Here is a 17,148-nt window from a genome sequence, read left to right as displayed (position 1 = left end):
CTGTTATCTGCATAAACCCGGCTCCGGCATCTTGCCGATTGTCAGTTAGTCTTCAGAGAAATGTACCAATACTTGCCGGTATGAATTAAATATCTTCGATTTAGAAACAAACCCCTGATATCGCCCTTCTTCATCCACTACCGGAAGATTCCAGGCTTTCGTATCATCAAACGTCTGCATCACCTGCTCCATTCCATCCGTATCGAATATCTTGGCAGGGGCAGATGTCATTAATTTATTAACAGTGAAACGGTGATAAAGTTCTTGCCGGAACATAATGTTACGAATGTCGTCAAGAAGTACAATACCTAACAATTCACCCGTTTTTTTATCTGTCACCGGGAAGACATTTCGATGGGAAGCAGCAATTGCTTTCACTAATTCGCCCAAATCCATTTCCGGATGTACGACAACGAAATCTTTCTCCACCACATTCTCCATCTTCATCAACGTCAACACGGCTTTATCCTTATGGTGTGTAAGCAACTGTCCCTTCTTAGCTAAACGCATCGAATAGATACTATGAGGTTCGAAAGCTATAATGGTCAGATATGAACTTACAGATACAATCATCAACGGAAGAAATAAGTCATATCCCCCTGTCAATTCGGCGATCAGGAACACCCCTGTCAACGGAGCATGCATAACGCCACTCATCACTCCCGCCATCCCCATCAATGCAAAATTCTTTTCCGGCAAATAAGCGGAGAAAGCAAAGTCATTGCTAAAATGAGAAAAGACAAACCCGGCGATACATCCCAGATAAAGCGAAGGTGCAAAGATACCACCACAACCACCGCCACCATTCGTTGCACTGGAAGCAAAGACCTTCAGCAGAATAATCAGCATCAGATAAACCAGCAGCAAATTGCCATAGCCATAAAACATAGAATTGTTCATGACCGTATCCCACTCTGCCGCAGACGTTCCATTCAGCAAAAGATTAATGGTATCATATCCTTCACCATAAAGAGGCGGGAAAAGGAAGATCAATATACTCAACATCACACCACCGAAAGCCAGTTTCTTATAAGGGTTGTTGAGTTTACCAAAGACACCTTCCACCGAATTCATGGCACGCGTAAAGTACAATGAAATCAGTCCGCAAAAAATTCCCAGTAAAATAACAAAAGGAATACGCTCCAGTTCGAATGCCTGATCCAGATGAAACTTAAACATAGCCTCCGTACCGGTGATTATATATGAAACGGTTGCCGCTGTCACGGCAGAAATCAGCAGGGGAAGTAAAGAGGACATGGTCAGGTCGATCATCAAGACTTCCAATGTAAATACCAATCCCGCAATCGGAGCTTTAAAAATGCCGGCAATCGCACCTGCCGCGCCACAGCCGACGAGCAACATCAGCGTGCGGTGCTCCATCTTGAATACACTCCCTAAATTGGAACCGATTGCCGAACCTGTCAGTACAATCGGAGCCTCTGCTCCAACCGATCCACCAAACCCGATGGTGATCGCACTGGCAATGGTAGAGGACCAGATATTATGTCGCTTGATACGTCCCTGTCTACGGGAAATAGCATATAGAATTTTGGTGACTCCATGACTGATGTCATCCTTAACAATGTTACGAACAAACCAACCTGCAAGAAAAATCCCGACTACCGGATATACCAAATACAGGTAGTTAGCTTCCGTTGCATTAAAATTATCAGTTAGGAAATTCTGTATCTGATGGATAAAGAATTTCAATATTAATGCGGCAAACGCTGTGAAAATTCCGACCAGGAAACTTAATATCAGAATAAATTGCTTCTCCTTTATATTCGCTTCCCGCCATTTGATGCAACGCTGTAATAAACTAAGTTTTTCTCCCTTCATTTATTCGCGAATTATCTTTATCACTCCACCTTTTTCCAACTTAATAATACTTGAGGGTCTCGGCCGGCTCATATCGTCCTGGCGAAAGCCAACGATATAATCTACCGCCGATTTGATTTCATCACTGATTTCACTAAAATTAGCCGCACCCGGCTGCCCGCTGACATTAGCCGAAGTAGAAACGATTGCTTTACGAAACTGCTGACAGAGTCGTCTGGAAAAGTCTTCATTCGTCACCCGAATCCCTACACTGCCATCCTCGGCCAGCAAATTCGATGCTAAGTTACGTGCTCCGGAATAAATAATCGTCAACGGCTTGTCGGCAACTTCAATCAAATCCCATGCAACATCAGGCACATCCTGTACATAAAAATCTACTTTAACCGGAGAGTCTACCAAGACCAGCATAGCCTTGCTGTCAGCGCGTTTCTTAATCTCATACACGCGGCGTACAGCCTCTTCATTAGTCGCATCACAGCCTATACCCCATACGGTATCGGTGGGATAAAGGATCACTCCTCCTTCATTCATCACCTGACAGGCTTTTTTAATATCTTCTATCATTTCTTGATTAATTTCCGTTAAGAACAAGATGCAAAAATAACACTTTTATTCCATTTAGTGAAATCTAGCCCGACGTTTTTAAATTCCCCTTTCAAATCAGCTATTCGCACACAAGACAAGAGTTTAACTATCGAACAATGATATAGGTTGATACCACAAGCCATACAAAAAGAAAGAACGATGTAATCCATTGTGAGAATCTACATCGTTCTATAAAAACAGATCATTCAATAAGTCATACTAAATACTGTCAGTTTTTCCAACTGTTATCCAGGTTCGGATTTAAAATCACGTCTTCATAAGGATAAGGAACATACATCTTACTGTCATCCCAAGTTCCGGTGACTGCTACAGCTTCTTTCCTGAAAACATCGTGCGCCACCTCAATAGGCTCATTTAGCTTACGGGATTCAAAATGATCCTTATAACGGTACATTCTAAACATATCCCTGGCTCTGCTGGCGATTCCTCCCCAATAGTATCCCGCCATTTCCCAGCCATGTTCATCGTAAGCCGCTTCCGCCAGTTTATCAGGAGACATATCCGTCGTATATTTATCAGTATCTTCACCATCTGCCCTGTTGCGTACCTCGTTTAGAACTTTGACCGCCTGATCATTGATCTCTCCCGCACGCCCTGTCGCTTCGGCATACCAGCAATATACTTGCGAAAGACGTAACAACTGGAATGTTTTCTCACCCGACGCATTGACTACGGTAGGATTTGTATAATCAAATTCTGTTCCACGCACCGCTCCTTCTGCAGTTTTCATAAAGACGGGGGCGACTACTTCACGAGAAGCAGGATCGGTATCATACCACCAATCATATAGTTTCCCGTCGCTAAACATGATTTTAGGGAAATACGTAGCATCTTTACGAGGGCCTTCAGGAAAGTTCTTCCAAAATTTGATTTCCCCATTCGTATCTCCCCAACCGGCCTGTTTCATATCCTGAAGGAAATCAGTTAAAGGAGCGGCCTGCCCCATCGCATCCCTGTTATAGTAGATACCTAACAGCAGCTCCGTATTCTTATTATTGTACTCCCACGAATATACCTGACTATATTCCGGTAGCAGTTTATAATAATAAGTGCCATTATCTGCACCGTCTATCACTTCTTTGGCTTTAGCGGCAGCCAGTTTATAATATTCAACTCCTTTATTAAGCGGCCACCCCGCCATACACATATAAACATAAGCCATTGTTGCTTTCACAGCTCCTTCACTTACGGCAATATTCATTCCGTTTCTGGCATAAGGTTCTTTTGTATACATTGCGGGACAACCGGTTTCGGCTATTTTCAGGTCAGACAGGATCAGTTCGTACACTTCTTCCTCTGTCTTTAAGGGAGCATTATAATCTATTTCTTCTTTCAGCATAATGGGAACTCGTCCCCAAGTCGTCACCAGATAAAAATAAGAGTAGGCTCTCCAATAATGCGCCTGTGCAATAGCCACCTTAATATCCTCTTTCGACACCTCCGGCGTACGCTCCGCATTATTAATGATAAAATTAGCGGCCTTGATAACTTTGAAACGCTGTTCCCACATACTGGACAACCACGAGTTATTGTCTTTCACATCAAACTGATCATGCTCACGGAGAGGCTGCTTATTACTTGAAGGATGAGTGGAAATATCGTCTCCCACCAAGAAGTTCGTACCACAAAGGTTATTACTAGCCTGTGAACTTGCTATCACGGAATAGAGAGCCGTCAGTGAAGCATCCAAATCTTCCTTGTTGCTGAAATAGGTATCCGAAGGCAATTGTCCTTTCGGATCTTCTTCCAGGAAATCACTACACGAAGTCCAACACAAAGCTGCCAGAAGAGCAGGCAAAACTTTCATTATAAAGGTATATGTTATTTTCATACGGTTATTGTCTTAATAGGTGGTTTAAAATCTGATTTTAGCACCGAAAGTAATCGTCCGCGGAATCGGATAAGCGCCATAGTCCAGTCCGTCATAACTGGTATACACTTCGGGATCCATTCCTTTATAGCGGGTGATCGTAAAGAGATCCTGTGCGCTGACAGACAATTGTACACTTGCAAACTTTAATACACGGCGAGGAATGCGGTACGAGAGACTGATATTCTTCAACTTAATAAAAGAAGCATCTTCAAGCCAGAAATCTGAATTGGCATAACTCTTGTTGTCGGTATTGGTAAGGCTCGGATAAAGAGCGTCCGCTTTGTTGGCAACATGATCCCATCCTTTGAAGTAAGCATCACGCAAGGTTACGAAACGAGAGACGCCAGTCATGGATGCCGCCATAAAACGGCTGATATTCAACCGGTCATATCCGGTGGCAGCATTAAAAAAGACATTCAGCGTCCAGTTTTTCCAAGTAACAGTATTGTTCCAACCTACTGTCCATTTGGGACTTGCCTGTCCTTTCACAACCAAATCATCGGAAGTCGGATTCGTTGTCAGACTACCATCTGCTTTCTGATAAAGATTGGTGCCTTTATCATCGAATCCTTTCCATTGATAGACATAGAAAGATCCCATAGGATAACCGGGCTTCATAATCTGCATAGGACCTCCCAAATCGCTATAGTTAGCAGTGAGTACAAAGTCATCTCCTGCGAGATCTGCTACTTCATTCTTCACATAAGAAGCATTCAGGCTGGTTTCCCACGTCACAGCCCCCTTTACAGGGAAAGTGGTAAGGGATAATTCGACTCCGGTATTGTTCAGTTTTCCTTGATTCACCCAATAAGTACCACCTCCGTTATATTTAGGCACCTGTTTCTGAAAAAGCAGATCTTTCGTTTGTTTCTTGAACCAGTCCACTGTAATATTAAAGCCTCCGATACTCATATCCAATCCCAAATCATATTGGTAAGTTTTTTCCCAGGTAATGCCGGGTGTAGCAAACTGATATCCCCAATATCCCGTAGAGGAAGTGGAAGTTCCCCAGCCGTAAGATGCCCCCGACAACATACCTAATGTGCTGTAAGCAGCAATATCCTGATTTCCGGTGACACCAAAGCTGGCACGCAGCTTCAGCTGATCGAGCACGTGCTGGTTGCTCATGAAAGATTCTTGTGCAATATCCCAAGCCACAGCTGCGGAAGGGAAATATCCCCATTTGTTGTCTCCCTGAAATTTAGAAGAACCGTCAGCTCTTAATGCAGCAGTAATAAAATATCGTTTCTTATAATCGTAATTAGCACGCACGATGCCGGAAGCCAAAGAAAATTCCGTATATGAATTGCTCGCATCTCTGATAGCAGCATTGCCAAGATTCCAGTACCCAACACTTTCATTGTTCAGATTGGAACCGGTTCCCTTTAGTTGTGAGTCCCACGAACGACTTATTTCCCATACACCCATGGCAGTGAAGCTATGATCTCCGAATTGCTTTTGCCAGGTCAGATTGTTAGTATTCTGCCAATAGTTATGCAATGCGTTGGTATTGCTTGCGCTATTGATAGCACCCGGTGAATCCAGTTTCGACCGGAAAGAATAAGAAGGACTATTATCGTAGTCATAACCTCCCTGAACGGAAAGCGTCAGTCCTTTCATGATCTTAAACAGCAATGTCAGGTTGGCGTTTAAATTATAGCTATAGCTATCGCTATTGTTCACTATCATTTCACCGTAAGGGCTGGAACCGATCATATTATACGGGTCTGTATTGTACACGCCGGTTTCGGGATCTTTCAGCTCCATGGTAGGCGAAAAGTTAGTGACATGCAACCAGTTCGCCCCACCTTCATTGTGTTTGTGAAGACTGGATGCGTTTAATTTTGCAGAGATTGTCAACCAGGGTTTCACTTCCGAGTCGATGTTTGCCCGAATTCCATAGCGTTTATAATCGGACATGATCGTGATGGCTTCCTGATCAAGCACATTTCCCGAAATAAGGTATTTCACTTTTTCATTTCCTCCGGATATGGCAAGCCGATAATCCTGAGTGATACCTGTACGAGTCAGAAGATCAGTCCAGTTGATTCCTTTCGTTCCATTTTTATAAGCCTCAAGGTCTTCGGCAGAGATAGTGGACGATCCGCGAATATCATTCAGTGCAGTTGCATATTCATAGGCGTTCAGCAGGTCATACTGTTTTCTGACAGTCGAAAGCCCGATCGATGCATCGAATGTTACCTGTGCTTTTCCCTCACTACCCTGTTTGGTGGTTATCAGGATAACGCCATTCGAACCACGGGAACCGTAAATGGCAGTGGAGGAAGCGTCTTTCAATATTTCCATCGACTGGATATCAGAAGGGTTAATACCGTCCAAGCCACTGGAAGAGATGATACCGTCAATCACATATAAAGGATCACTGCTTTTATTAATAGAGGTAGTTCCACGAACGCGCACCTTCATACTTGCTCCGGGCATACCACTCGTAGCAGTGACTTCTACACCGGGAGTACGACCCTGGAGTATATTTTCAACCCGTTGTACTGGTTGATTTTTGTATTGTCTGTTGGATACACCGGACACAGCACCCGTAAGGTCACTCTTTTTGACGGTTCCGTATCCTACCACTACCACTTCATCCAATAACTGATTGTCTTCTTTCAACACAACACGAAGAAGAGATCTCTTTCTGACTTTCACTTCCTGCGTATGATAGCCGATGTAAGAGATCACTAAAATCGCTCCTTCCGGAGCTTCGAGAGTAAACCTACCATCCATATCACTGGTAGTTCCGGTGTCTTCACCTTTGATAATGACGGAAGCACCAATGATTGTCTCTCCCTGTTCGTCGTTAATCACTCCTTTGATTGTCTTTCCAGCATCCCCGTCGGTATTAGTATCGCTGTTTGTCGTAACTTCATTGTTATTTTCCGGGGCTTCCTGTGTTTCTGTCTTCTGTTTTTCAAGAGGAGGAGCAACCTGCGCGAATAATCCGAAAGGCAGAAACAGCATTAAAAGAATGCATAATAGCCATTTGTTTTTCATTATTACTTCCATTATTGTTCTAAAATTAGAATAGTTATTAGGATAGATTACCATCAATATTGGGCAATTTATGTGCCAAAAGCATAACAAAAGACTGATACAACGAGACTTATCAAGTTTAACAAAAGAGATTATATCACTAATTTTCAAATACATAAACAATTTGCAATAAAGAAAAAAAGCATTAATAACCAGATTAAGTTTCAAGCACGATCCTGTGCAAAAATTCCACAGAAATGTGGACATATTCCACAAGATAATAAGTTAAGAATAATCCGTATTTAAAAGTTCCTTTCCATCCTTCTGATTGTTTCCACATATCAGAAGTCAGAATAAACGTTCCAAAACTCCAGTTTAAACGATTATTAACTAATTTCTCCCCCGTCTCCGAGAACAGAATCATCAGAAATATCTATCTTTGCCCCAATTTCAAGCAAGAAAGCAAAAGTGCTATTTTTGTGTCGAATTTAAAACGTTTAAGAGAAAACAATGGAAGAAATCGTATTTCATCACACATTACCTATCCAATTGCGATTCAATGATGTAGACAAATTTGGTCACGTCAACAACACAGTTTACTTCTCCTTTTACGACTTGGGAAAGACTGAATACTTCGGTTCGGTATGTCCGGGAGTAGATTGGGAAAAGATTGGCATTGTCGTTGTTCATATTGAAGCGAATTTCGTTAAGCAAATTTTCGCATCGGACCACATCGCTGTACAAACCGCCGTCTCTAAGATAGGTACCAAAAGCTTTCATCTGGTTCAACAAGTCATTGACACGAAAACCAATGAGGTGAAATGTGTTTGCAAGTCCATCATGGTTACTTTCAATCTTGAAAGACATGAGTCCATGCCACTAACCAAGGAATGGATAGAAGCGATCTGCAAGTATGAAGGACGGGATTTGCAAAAAGCATAGATTGATTCCCCCCCACCGATGAAGACACCCTCCGGCACCAATGAAAGCATCGAGCGGTACCGGGGAACAAATCTCCCACGAATAAGAAACAAAACAAGCAAAACCAATTCCTTAGAAAAAGTTTTATCCTGATTCATGTCCGCTATATAACAGAAATTGCCTATTTTTGCACCTTATTATTAAGGCATAAAATATCTAGTACAGAAAATGATAGCTGACAAAAGTATAAATTTAGATACCCTTCATAAAGTATTGTTTGATAATGAGAAGCTGGAACTCTCTGAAGAATGTATTCGAAAAGTAGAGGAAAGCTTCGATTTTCTGCAATCCTTTTCCAGCGATAAGATTATTTATGGTATCAATACGGGGTTCGGCCCAATGGCACAATACAGAATAGAAGATCAGTCATTGATCGACCTTCAGTATAATATCATCCGAAGCCATTCCACCGGTGCCGGCAAACCGCTTCCCGAACTTTATGTAAAAGCAGCTATGATTGCCCGTTTGTACACTTTTCTACAAGGGAAGTCAGGAGTGCATCTGGAACTGGTTTCTCTCCTCTGTGAATTTATCAACCGCGGAATTTATCCGTTCATACCCGAACACGGAAGTGTAGGTGCCAGCGGCGATCTCGTACAACTGGCCCATATCGCCCTGACGTTAATAGGGGAAGGGGAAGTTTTTTATCAGGGTAAATTGTGTAACGCAGCTACGGTGCTTCAGGAAAACGGCCTGAAACCTTTTTCCATGCGTATTCGTGAAGGTTTATCCGTTACAAACGGTACTTCTGTAATGACAGGCATCGGTATTGTCAATCTGATTTATGCAAAAAAACTACTCCGTTGGTCGGTGGCTGCCTCTGTAATGATGAATGAGATTGCCGCCTCTTATGATGATTTTATGGCACAGTCATTAAACGAGGCCAAGCATCATAAAGGTCAACAAGAGATAGCTGCTATGATGAGAGAATGGGTGGCAGGCAGTAAATGCGTGCTTCAAAGAGAGAACGAGCTATACAACCAGGTGCATAAAGAGAAAATCTTCGAACACAAAGTACAGCCCTATTATTCCTTGCGATGTGTTCCGCAAATACTCGGTCCTATTTACGATGAACTGGAGAATGCGGAAGAAGTATTAATAAACGAAATAAATTCCGCCTGTGACAATCCGATTGTCGATCCGGATACACAAAATATTTATCATGGCGGCAACTTCCACGGAGATTACATTTCTTTCGAAATGGACAAGTTGAAAATTGCCGTGACCAAGCTGACTATGCTTTGCGAAAGACAGATTAACTATCTGTTCCACGACCGTATCAATGGCATCCTGCCTCCGTTTGTAAATTTGGGAGTGCTTGGATTGAACTATGGTTTACAGGCTTCACAATTCACTGCAACCTCCACCACAGCGGAATGTCAGACATTATCAAATCCGATGTATGTACACAGTATCCCCAACAACAATGATAATCAGGATATTGTCAGCATGGGAACCAACTCGGCTCTATTAGCAAAAACAGTCATTGAGAATTCTTATCAGGTGATGGCTATCCAGTTTATGGGAATGGCACAAGCTATCGACTACCTGAAAATACAGGATCGCCTAAGTTCCAAAAGCAGGCAGGTTTATGAAGAAATACGCAGTTTCTTCCCTGTATTTACCAATGACACACCTAAATATAAAGAGATAGAAATGATGATAGACTATCTCAAAAAAGAAGATAAATAAAATGAAATATGCATTAGTAACCGGAGGAAGCCGAGGTATCGGCCGTGCTGTCAGTTGTAAACTGGCGGAAATGGGCTACTTTATACTGATAAATTATCAGAATAATGACGCAGAAGCGGAGAAAACGTTGCAGTTAGTACAGGAAAAAGGAAGTAATGGCGAGTTGATGAAGTTCGATGTGACCGACCCTGCCGCTATCACCCTTGCTTTGGGCAACTGGGCTTCCCAACACCCTGACGAATATATCGAGGTACTGATAAACAATGCAGGTATCCGCAAAGACAACCTGATGCTCTGGATGACAGGAGAAGAATGGAGCAAAGTGCTCGATATCAGCCTGAACGGATTCTTCAACGTGACACAGCCTTTATTGAAGAATATGCTGGTCAAACGTTATGGACGTATCGTAAATATCGTGTCATTGTCGGGCATTCAGGGAATGCCCGGCCAAGCCAATTACTCCGCAGCCAAAGGTGGCGTAATAGCTGCTACCAAAGCACTGGCACAGGAAGTTGCCAAGAAGAAAGTAACAGTCAATGCAGTAGCTCCGGGATTCATCCGTACGGATATGACGGAAGGAATTGATGAGAACGAATGGAAGAAACATATTCCCGCGGGACGTTTCGGCACTCCGGAAGAGGTTGCCGACCTGGTCGGTTTCCTGACATCTCCAGCCTCATCCTACATCACAGGAGAAGTGATTTCCATCAACGGAGGACTATATACTTAAAATAAAAGCATAGAATAGACAAAATAATGAAAAGAGTTGTTATCACGGGAATGGGGATTTACTCTTGCATCGGCAAGAATCTGGATGAAGTAAAAGACTCACTATATAATGGGAAATCGGGAATTGGCATAGACCCAGTACGGAAAGAATTGGGTTATTTTTCTGCATTAACGGGGATATTGGAACGTCCCGACTTGAAGAAGTTGTTGGACCGCCGTAAACGTCTCTGTCTACCGGAGCAGGGAGAATATGCTTATCTCGCTACATTAGAAGCTTTCCGTAATGCCGGTATTAATGAGGATTTTCTCGAAGCCAATGAAGTGGGTATTTTGTATGGCAATGATAGTAGTGCCGCTCCTGTTATTAATGCAGTGGACATCATTCGTGAAAAGAAAAACACTGCACTGGTAGGTTCCGGTTCTATTTTCCAGTCGATGAATTCCACCGTGACAATGAACCTGTCAGTTATTTTCAAACTAAGAGGGGTCAACTTCACCATTGCCGGAGCCTGTGCAAGCGGTTCTCACGCTATTGGTATGGGTTACCTGCTTATAAAATCGGGATTACAGGATTGTATTCTTTGCGGTGGCGCACAAGAAGTCAATCCTTATGCAGTAGGAAGTTTCGACGGACTAAGCGCATTTTCCACCCAGGAAGCAGCCCCCGAGAAAGCCTCGAAACCTTTTGATAAACGACGTGACGGACTGATTCCAAGTGGAGGAGCCGCCAGTCTGGTATTAGAGAGTTATGAATCGGCTGTAAAAAGAGGAGCTCCCATTTTGGCCGAAGTCATCGGTTACGGTTTTTCATCCAATGGAGATCACATCTCCGTGCCTAATGTGGACGGTCCGAAACGTTCTCTTCAAATGGCTATCAAAGATGCAGGGATTGCACTCGAACAGATCAATTATATCAATGCACACGCCACTTCAACTCCGGTAGGTGACTTGAACGAAGCGAAAGCCATTGCGGAAGTATTTGAAGGGCATCACCCGTATGTGACCTCCACAAAGTCTATGACAGGACATGAAATGTGGATGGCCGGTGCCAGTGAAGTGATCTATTCCACCCTCATGATGAACAACGGTTTCATCGCTCCCAACCTCAATTTCGAGGAACCGGACGAGGCCTCTGCACAATTAAATATACCTACCCAACGGGTAAACCTGGAATTTGATACGTTCCTTTCCAACTCATTCGGATTCGGAGGAACCAATTCCACGCTAATCATACGTAAAATCAATCCATAATTTACTAAAGAAATCAGATATATGACAAATGAAGAAATCATCGAGAAGATAAGAACCACTCTGGCAGAAGAGTTTGAAGTAGACATCGACGTCATCCAGCCGGATGCACCGTTAATGGAAACTCTTGAACTGGACAGCCTGGACTTGGTCGATATGGTGGTACTGGTAGAAAAGAACTTCGGCTTCAACGTAACCGGACAAGATTTTGCGGGTATCAAAACCTTCCAGGACTTCTACGATCTCGTTATCACCCGTATGCAGGAAGCCAAGTAAATATGTCGACGTGGAAAGGCAAAACCCGGGGAGGAACATTCGGATACTTATTCTTTATTTACCTGATTAAGTATCTGGGCATTACTGCCGCTTATATATTTCTAAGTCTGGTAGTATTGTACTTCGTACCGTTTGCTCCGAAAGCCACTAAAAGCACCTGGTTTTATGCCCGCCACATTCTGAAATACAACCGAATACGCTCTTTGGGTATGTTGCTGCGCAACTATTACCGGTTAGGGCAAATCCTGATTGACAAAGTAGCTATTGGTAACGGAAAAGTCGATCAATACCGGTTTGAGTTCGAACGGTATCCGGAATTTCTGCAATTGCTGAACAGCGAACAGGGAGTAATTATGATTGGTGCCCATGTGGGAAACTGGGAAATAGGCGTTCCTTTCTTCGACGATTACGGAAAGAAAATCAATATCGTGATGTATGATGCCGAACATCGTAGAATCAAAGAGATATTGGAGAAAAATGGTCAGGACAAGGATTTTAAGATTATCCCCGTCAACGAAGATAACCTGACACACGTTTTCCGTATTACCGAGGCGTTAAACAAGAAAGAATATGTATGCTTCCAGGGCGACCGTTATCTGAATAAAGAGAAACTGCTGACAGGAACACTCCTGGGACAGAAAGCTCCTTTCCCTGCCGGTCCTTTCTTGCTTGGTTCGCGAATGAAAGTTCCGGTGGTATTCTACTTTGCCATGAGAGAGCCGGGCAGAACCTACCGTTTTCATTTTATAAGGACGGAACCAGTCATACGAACCAAAGAAAAGAAAGCAGAGATCGCTCTGCTCGAACAATATACGGCCGCTTTGGACCAAATACTGAAACGCTATCCGGAACAATGGTTCAACTATTACTCATTCTGGAAAACCACGAGTGACGGTTCGCCCTCCAAAGGATTGAAATAAAGATATAACAAAATAAAGATGCAACAGAATCAATATGATAAGGAACCGTTGACCGCGGTAGAGGCACAACGCTTGGCACAAGAAATAGCTTTCGGGCCCATCGTGTTTCAGGTATCACGCCTTATGCTCAAATTCGGTATTTTCCAGTTACTAGCCGACGAACGTGCAGGCATGACACAAGAAGAAATCAGCAAGGCTTGTGGCCTGTCTTCTTATGCAACACAAGTTTTGCTGGAAGCCTCATTAACGATCGGTACCGTATTGCGGCACGAAAACCTTTACCGCCTTGCCAAAGCCGGATGGTTCCTGCTCAACGACAGGATGGTACGTGTCAATATGGATTTCAACCACGATGTCAACTATCTGGGAATGTTCCATCTCGAAGAGGCTCTCACCAACGGACGTCCCGGAGGGCTGAAAGTATTCGGCGAATGGAGCACTATCTATGAAGGGCTGTCAAGCTTGCCCTCACAGGTACAAAAGAGCTGGTTCGGTTTCGATCATTATTACTCGGATTGCTCGTTTGACGAAGCTTTGGCAATTGTTTTCGCCCGTCATCCCAAGACTTTACTGGATGTGGGAGGTAATACCGGTCGATGGGCGACCAAATGCGTAAGCTATGACGATGCAGTGGAAGTAACTATTATGGACCTTCCGCAACAATTGGAGATGATGCGTCAACAAACTAAAGACCTACCCGGAGCAATGCGTATTCACGGGTATGGCGCCAATCTGCTCGATCCCGAAGTACCTTTCCCGACAGGGTTCGATGCTATCTGGATGAGCCAGTTCCTTGATTGTTTCTCGGAAGAAGAAGTAACCAGCATACTGACCCGTGCAGCCCGTTCTATGAGTGGGGAGAGTCGCCTCTATATCATGGAAACTTTCTGGAACCGGCAAAAGTTTGACACAGCCGCTTATTGCCTGACACAAATCAGTCTTTATTTCACAGCCATGGCAAATGGTAACAGCAAAATGTATCATTCGGATGATATGGAACGGTGCATCAAAGCAGCGGGATTGGAAGTTGAAAAGATAGATGACCATTTAGGAATGGGACACAGCATTGTACAATGCAGATTGAAATGAACAACAGGGAAGTTATCATACAAGGAGAAGGAATACTCAATTTGATTCCACAGCGTCCGCCCATCGTGATGGTGGACAGTTTCTTTGGTATCGAAAAGAATCATTCTTATTCCGGACTGACTGTTACTGCTGATAATATTTTCTACGAAACCGGAAAACTGCAAGAGGCAGGAATTATTGAACACATCGCTCAATCAGCAGCGGCACGTATCGGATTTCTTTATACCCGGCAGGGTGAAAAAGTACCGTTAGGGTTTATCGGCTCGGTAGACAAACTTAAAATCTACGATTTGCCAAAGAACGGGATGAAACTATTTACGGAGATTACCGTTGTACAGGAGGTATTCGACATTACATTGATTTCTGCACAAGTGAAAGTGGAAGACAAGCTGATAGCTGAATGCAGGATGAAAATATTTATAAAAAAAGAATGAAACGGAAAACGAATCAACAGGTTGCAGCTTTGACTAACCGGACTACCTTCAGAGTGCGGTTCAGCGAAATAGACTCCATGCAGATTGTATGGCATGGTGAGTATGTGCGCTATTTTGAAGATGGAAGAGAAGCTTTTGGCAAACAGTATGGTTTGGATTATATGAGTATTTACCGGGAGGGATACATGGTTCCTATCGTGGATTTAACCTGTCAGTTCAAACAATCACTATCTTTTGGTGAAGAAGCGATTGTCGAAACGCGCTATATTGCCTGTGAAGCAGCCAAGATAAAATTTGAATACATTATCTACCGGGCTACCGACCAGAGTATAGTAGCCACCGGAAGCACCATACAAGTGTTCCTGAACCTGAATAAAGAATTGGAGCTTATGAATCCTCCGTTTTATCTGGAATGGAAAAAGAAATGGAATATCCTTTAAATATATACATCACAGCCCATACGCTGATTAGTTCGTTAGGTTTCGGCATCCCGGAAAACCTGGAGGCCATCCATAACTACCGAAGCGGAATCCGTATGCAAGAAGCCGGCCTAATTTCCGATCATCCCCTATTGGCGGGAATGATTGATTCTGTGGAATTGGAAAAACGGGCGAAGCTGATGCAGATTACGGATTATACCCGAATGGAGCAATTATTCATACTGGCTATCCAAGAGGTTATTTCTCAATCGGGAGCCGACTTGCGGGAGCCGGATTGTACCTTGTTATTATCTACCACTAAAGGAAATATAGATTTATTGAGTGAATTACCTGCTGACAGTCCGGTTTTTCTTTGGAAAATGGCGGAACGAATCGGAGATTTCTTTGGAGCGACAAATCAGGTAGAGGTCATCTCCAATGCCTGTATATCAGGAGTCTCGGCACTAATCGTCGCTAAGAGATGGATAGAATCAGGACGTTACAAACGAGTGATTGTGGCAGGTGGGGATATTCTTTCTCATTTCATTACCAGCGGCTTTCTATCGTTTCGATCTGTCAGCGCACACCTTTGCCGACCATACGATATACAACGGGATGGATTAAGTCTGGGCGAAGCCTGTGGAGCTGTTCTTTTAGAAACTCAAGGAAACGCGAATCATATTATTCTCTCCGGAGGAGCAATCAGCAATGACGCCAACCATATATCCGGTCCTTCCCGAACAGGGGACGGTTTAGCTCTAGCCATTAATCAGGCAATGGAAGAAGCCGGAGCACTCCCCGAAGACATTAGCTTTATCAATGCACACGGAACAGCTACGGTTTACAATGATGAAATGGAATCCAAAGCCATACATCTGGCGGGATTAGCTGCAGTTCCGGTGAATAGCCTCAAGCCCTATTTCGGTCATACATTAGGAGCTTCGGGCATTATCGAAACCATACTTTGCATAGAGCAACTAAAAGAAGGAAGATACTACGGAACTTTAGGGTATGAAACACTCGGTGTTCCCATGCCTATCACTGTCTATACCACTCATCAGCCGATGCCGATGAAATGCTGCATCAAAACCGCTTCCGGTTTCGGAGGCTGTAATGCCGCACTGGTATTATCCCTCCCCGATGCTCACCTGAAACAGAAAGTAAACTTGCAGGCAACCGACAAAGCGAGTGCTCCGTCAGTTTGCAAAGCAGTGGTGGAATCGGGCAACATGGTCACAATCAGGCCAGGAGCAGTAGAAAGTAAAGGAACAACTGTATTCAGCTCTTCGGAAACTGACTTTGCACCGTTCATCCGGGAAGCATACAAGCATCTGGGAGAAAACAATATGAAGTTCTATAAGATGGACAACCTCTGTAAGCTGGGATATGTAGCTGCCGAATATTTACTGAAAAATACACACCACCGTCCGGAAGAGATTGGAATCATTCTTGCCAATGCTTCTTCCTCTCTGGATACGGACTGCAAACATCAGGCAATCATCAGTAAAGAAGGGGACAAAGCAGCCAGTCCTGCCGTGTTTGTCTACACTCTCCCCAATGTAGTATTGGGAGAAATCTGTATCCGGCACAAGATTCAGGGAGAGAATACATTCTTTGTCCGTCGGCAATCCGATGCTGCCTCATTAGAGGATTATGCAAGGATTGTGATGGCAAAAGGCAAGTTACGCACCTGTATCATAGGCTGGTGCGAACTACTGGACGGACATTATCAAGCAGAATTTAAACAACTTAATAATATATCAACGATTTATGGATAATTTAGATCAAACCAAAAGAGAACTGATGGACGAAGTGAAAGGGAAACTAATCGAAGAGTTGAACCTTGAAGAAATCACTCCGGAAGATATTGACAATGAAGCCCCTCTGTTTGGCGACGAAGGTCTTGGCCTTGACTCCATTGACGCACTCGAAATCATCCTGATTCTGGAACGCGAATACGGTATAAAGATAGAGAACCCCAGTGAAGGAAAACAAATCTTCTACTCGGTACGTACACTGGCAGACTACATCATTGCTAATCGCAAAGCTTAACC

General features: G+C 43.5%; 15 protein-coding genes. 11 read left to right on the top strand and 4 right to left on the bottom strand.

All coding sequences use genetic code 11. The features are described 5' to 3' along the window. Nucleotides 1-45: 45 nt before the first annotated feature. From HMPREF9010_RS05960 to HMPREF9010_RS05975, 4 genes are all read right to left on the bottom strand, one after another. Nucleotides 46-1,839: a chloride channel protein gene (locus tag HMPREF9010_RS05960; protein ID WP_004297305.1), complete on the bottom strand. Its 1,794-nt coding sequence runs from the start codon at nucleotides 1,837-1,839 to the stop codon at nucleotides 46-48. Further along, complete coding sequence (locus HMPREF9010_RS05965) at nucleotides 1,840-2,403, bottom strand: L-threonylcarbamoyladenylate synthase (protein WP_004297304.1); 564 nt, start codon at nucleotides 2,401-2,403, stop codon at nucleotides 1,840-1,842. It abuts the gene before it with no gap. Between the two features lie 250 nt (nucleotides 2,404-2,653). Further along, entirely contained in the window at nucleotides 2,654-4,276 is a 1,623-nt protein-coding gene (locus HMPREF9010_RS05970) for a RagB/SusD family nutrient uptake outer membrane protein (RefSeq protein ID WP_004305446.1), read from the bottom strand. 24 nt (nucleotides 4,277-4,300) lie between these two features. Then, complete coding sequence (locus HMPREF9010_RS05975) at nucleotides 4,301-7,327, bottom strand: SusC/RagA family TonB-linked outer membrane protein (RefSeq protein WP_232284369.1); 3,027 nt, start codon at nucleotides 7,325-7,327, stop codon at nucleotides 4,301-4,303. Nucleotides 7,328-7,816: 489 nt separating this feature from the next. Between HMPREF9010_RS05975 and HMPREF9010_RS05985 the strand changes: the two genes are divergently transcribed. From HMPREF9010_RS05985 to HMPREF9010_RS06035, 11 genes are all read left to right on the top strand, one after another. Beyond that, nucleotides 7,817-8,248 (top strand): acyl-CoA thioesterase, encoded by a 432-nt coding sequence (locus tag HMPREF9010_RS05985; protein ID WP_004297299.1) that lies wholly within the window; start codon nucleotides 7,817-7,819, stop codon nucleotides 8,246-8,248. A gap of 207 nt (nucleotides 8,249-8,455) precedes the next feature. After that, nucleotides 8,456-9,979 carry a histidine ammonia-lyase gene (gene hutH, locus HMPREF9010_RS05990; RefSeq protein WP_004305448.1) on the top strand — a complete coding sequence of 508 codons (1,524 nt, stop codon included), beginning with the start codon at nucleotides 8,456-8,458 and terminating at the stop codon, nucleotides 9,977-9,979. Nucleotide 9,980: 1 nt separating this feature from the next. Next, entirely contained in the window at nucleotides 9,981-10,709 is a 729-nt protein-coding gene (gene fabG / locus HMPREF9010_RS05995; protein WP_008650539.1) for a 3-oxoacyl-ACP reductase FabG, read from the top strand. Nucleotides 10,710-10,735: 26 nt separating this feature from the next. Then, nucleotides 10,736-11,959, top strand: a complete 1,224-nt coding sequence (locus tag HMPREF9010_RS06000) for a beta-ketoacyl-[acyl-carrier-protein] synthase family protein (RefSeq protein WP_004305449.1) — start codon at nucleotides 10,736-10,738, stop codon at nucleotides 11,957-11,959. Nucleotides 11,960-11,980: 21 nt separating this feature from the next. Next, nucleotides 11,981-12,232, top strand: a complete 252-nt coding sequence (locus tag HMPREF9010_RS06005) for an acyl carrier protein (protein ID WP_004305450.1) — start codon at nucleotides 11,981-11,983, stop codon at nucleotides 12,230-12,232. A gap of 2 nt (nucleotides 12,233-12,234) precedes the next feature. Then, the gene (locus HMPREF9010_RS06010; protein ID WP_008650537.1) at nucleotides 12,235-13,152 is read left to right on the top strand and encodes an acyltransferase; all 918 of its coding nucleotides are present in this window, start codon (nucleotides 12,235-12,237) and stop codon (nucleotides 13,150-13,152) included. A gap of 18 nt (nucleotides 13,153-13,170) precedes the next feature. Then, nucleotides 13,171-14,241: a class I SAM-dependent methyltransferase gene (locus HMPREF9010_RS06015; protein WP_004311039.1), complete on the top strand. Its 1,071-nt coding sequence runs from the start codon at nucleotides 13,171-13,173 to the stop codon at nucleotides 14,239-14,241. Beyond that, nucleotides 14,238-14,675 (top strand): hypothetical protein, encoded by a 438-nt coding sequence (locus HMPREF9010_RS06020; RefSeq protein ID WP_004305453.1) that lies wholly within the window; start codon nucleotides 14,238-14,240, stop codon nucleotides 14,673-14,675. The genes HMPREF9010_RS06015 and HMPREF9010_RS06020 overlap by 4 nt, the downstream gene beginning before the upstream one ends. Next, nucleotides 14,672-15,115 carry an acyl-CoA thioesterase gene (locus HMPREF9010_RS06025; protein ID WP_004324733.1) on the top strand — a complete coding sequence of 148 codons (444 nt, stop codon included), beginning with the start codon at nucleotides 14,672-14,674 and terminating at the stop codon, nucleotides 15,113-15,115. Before HMPREF9010_RS06020 ends, HMPREF9010_RS06025 begins: the two co-directional genes overlap by 4 nt. Then, complete coding sequence (locus HMPREF9010_RS06030) at nucleotides 15,100-16,872, top strand: beta-ketoacyl-[acyl-carrier-protein] synthase family protein (RefSeq protein ID WP_004311041.1); 1,773 nt, start codon at nucleotides 15,100-15,102, stop codon at nucleotides 16,870-16,872. The genes HMPREF9010_RS06025 and HMPREF9010_RS06030 overlap by 16 nt, the downstream gene beginning before the upstream one ends. Then, nucleotides 16,865-17,146: a phosphopantetheine-binding protein gene (locus HMPREF9010_RS06035; RefSeq protein WP_004297289.1), complete on the top strand. Its 282-nt coding sequence runs from the start codon at nucleotides 16,865-16,867 to the stop codon at nucleotides 17,144-17,146. The genes HMPREF9010_RS06030 and HMPREF9010_RS06035 overlap by 8 nt, the downstream gene beginning before the upstream one ends. Nucleotides 17,147-17,148: the final 2 nt, after the last annotated feature.

The organism is Bacteroides sp. 3_1_23 (assembly GCF_000162555.1).
Classification (GTDB): domain Bacteria; phylum Bacteroidota; class Bacteroidia; order Bacteroidales; family Bacteroidaceae; genus Bacteroides; species Bacteroides ovatus.
The sequence above is the reverse complement of the archived record's forward strand: the minus strand, read 5'-3'. Positions and strand labels throughout refer to the sequence as shown.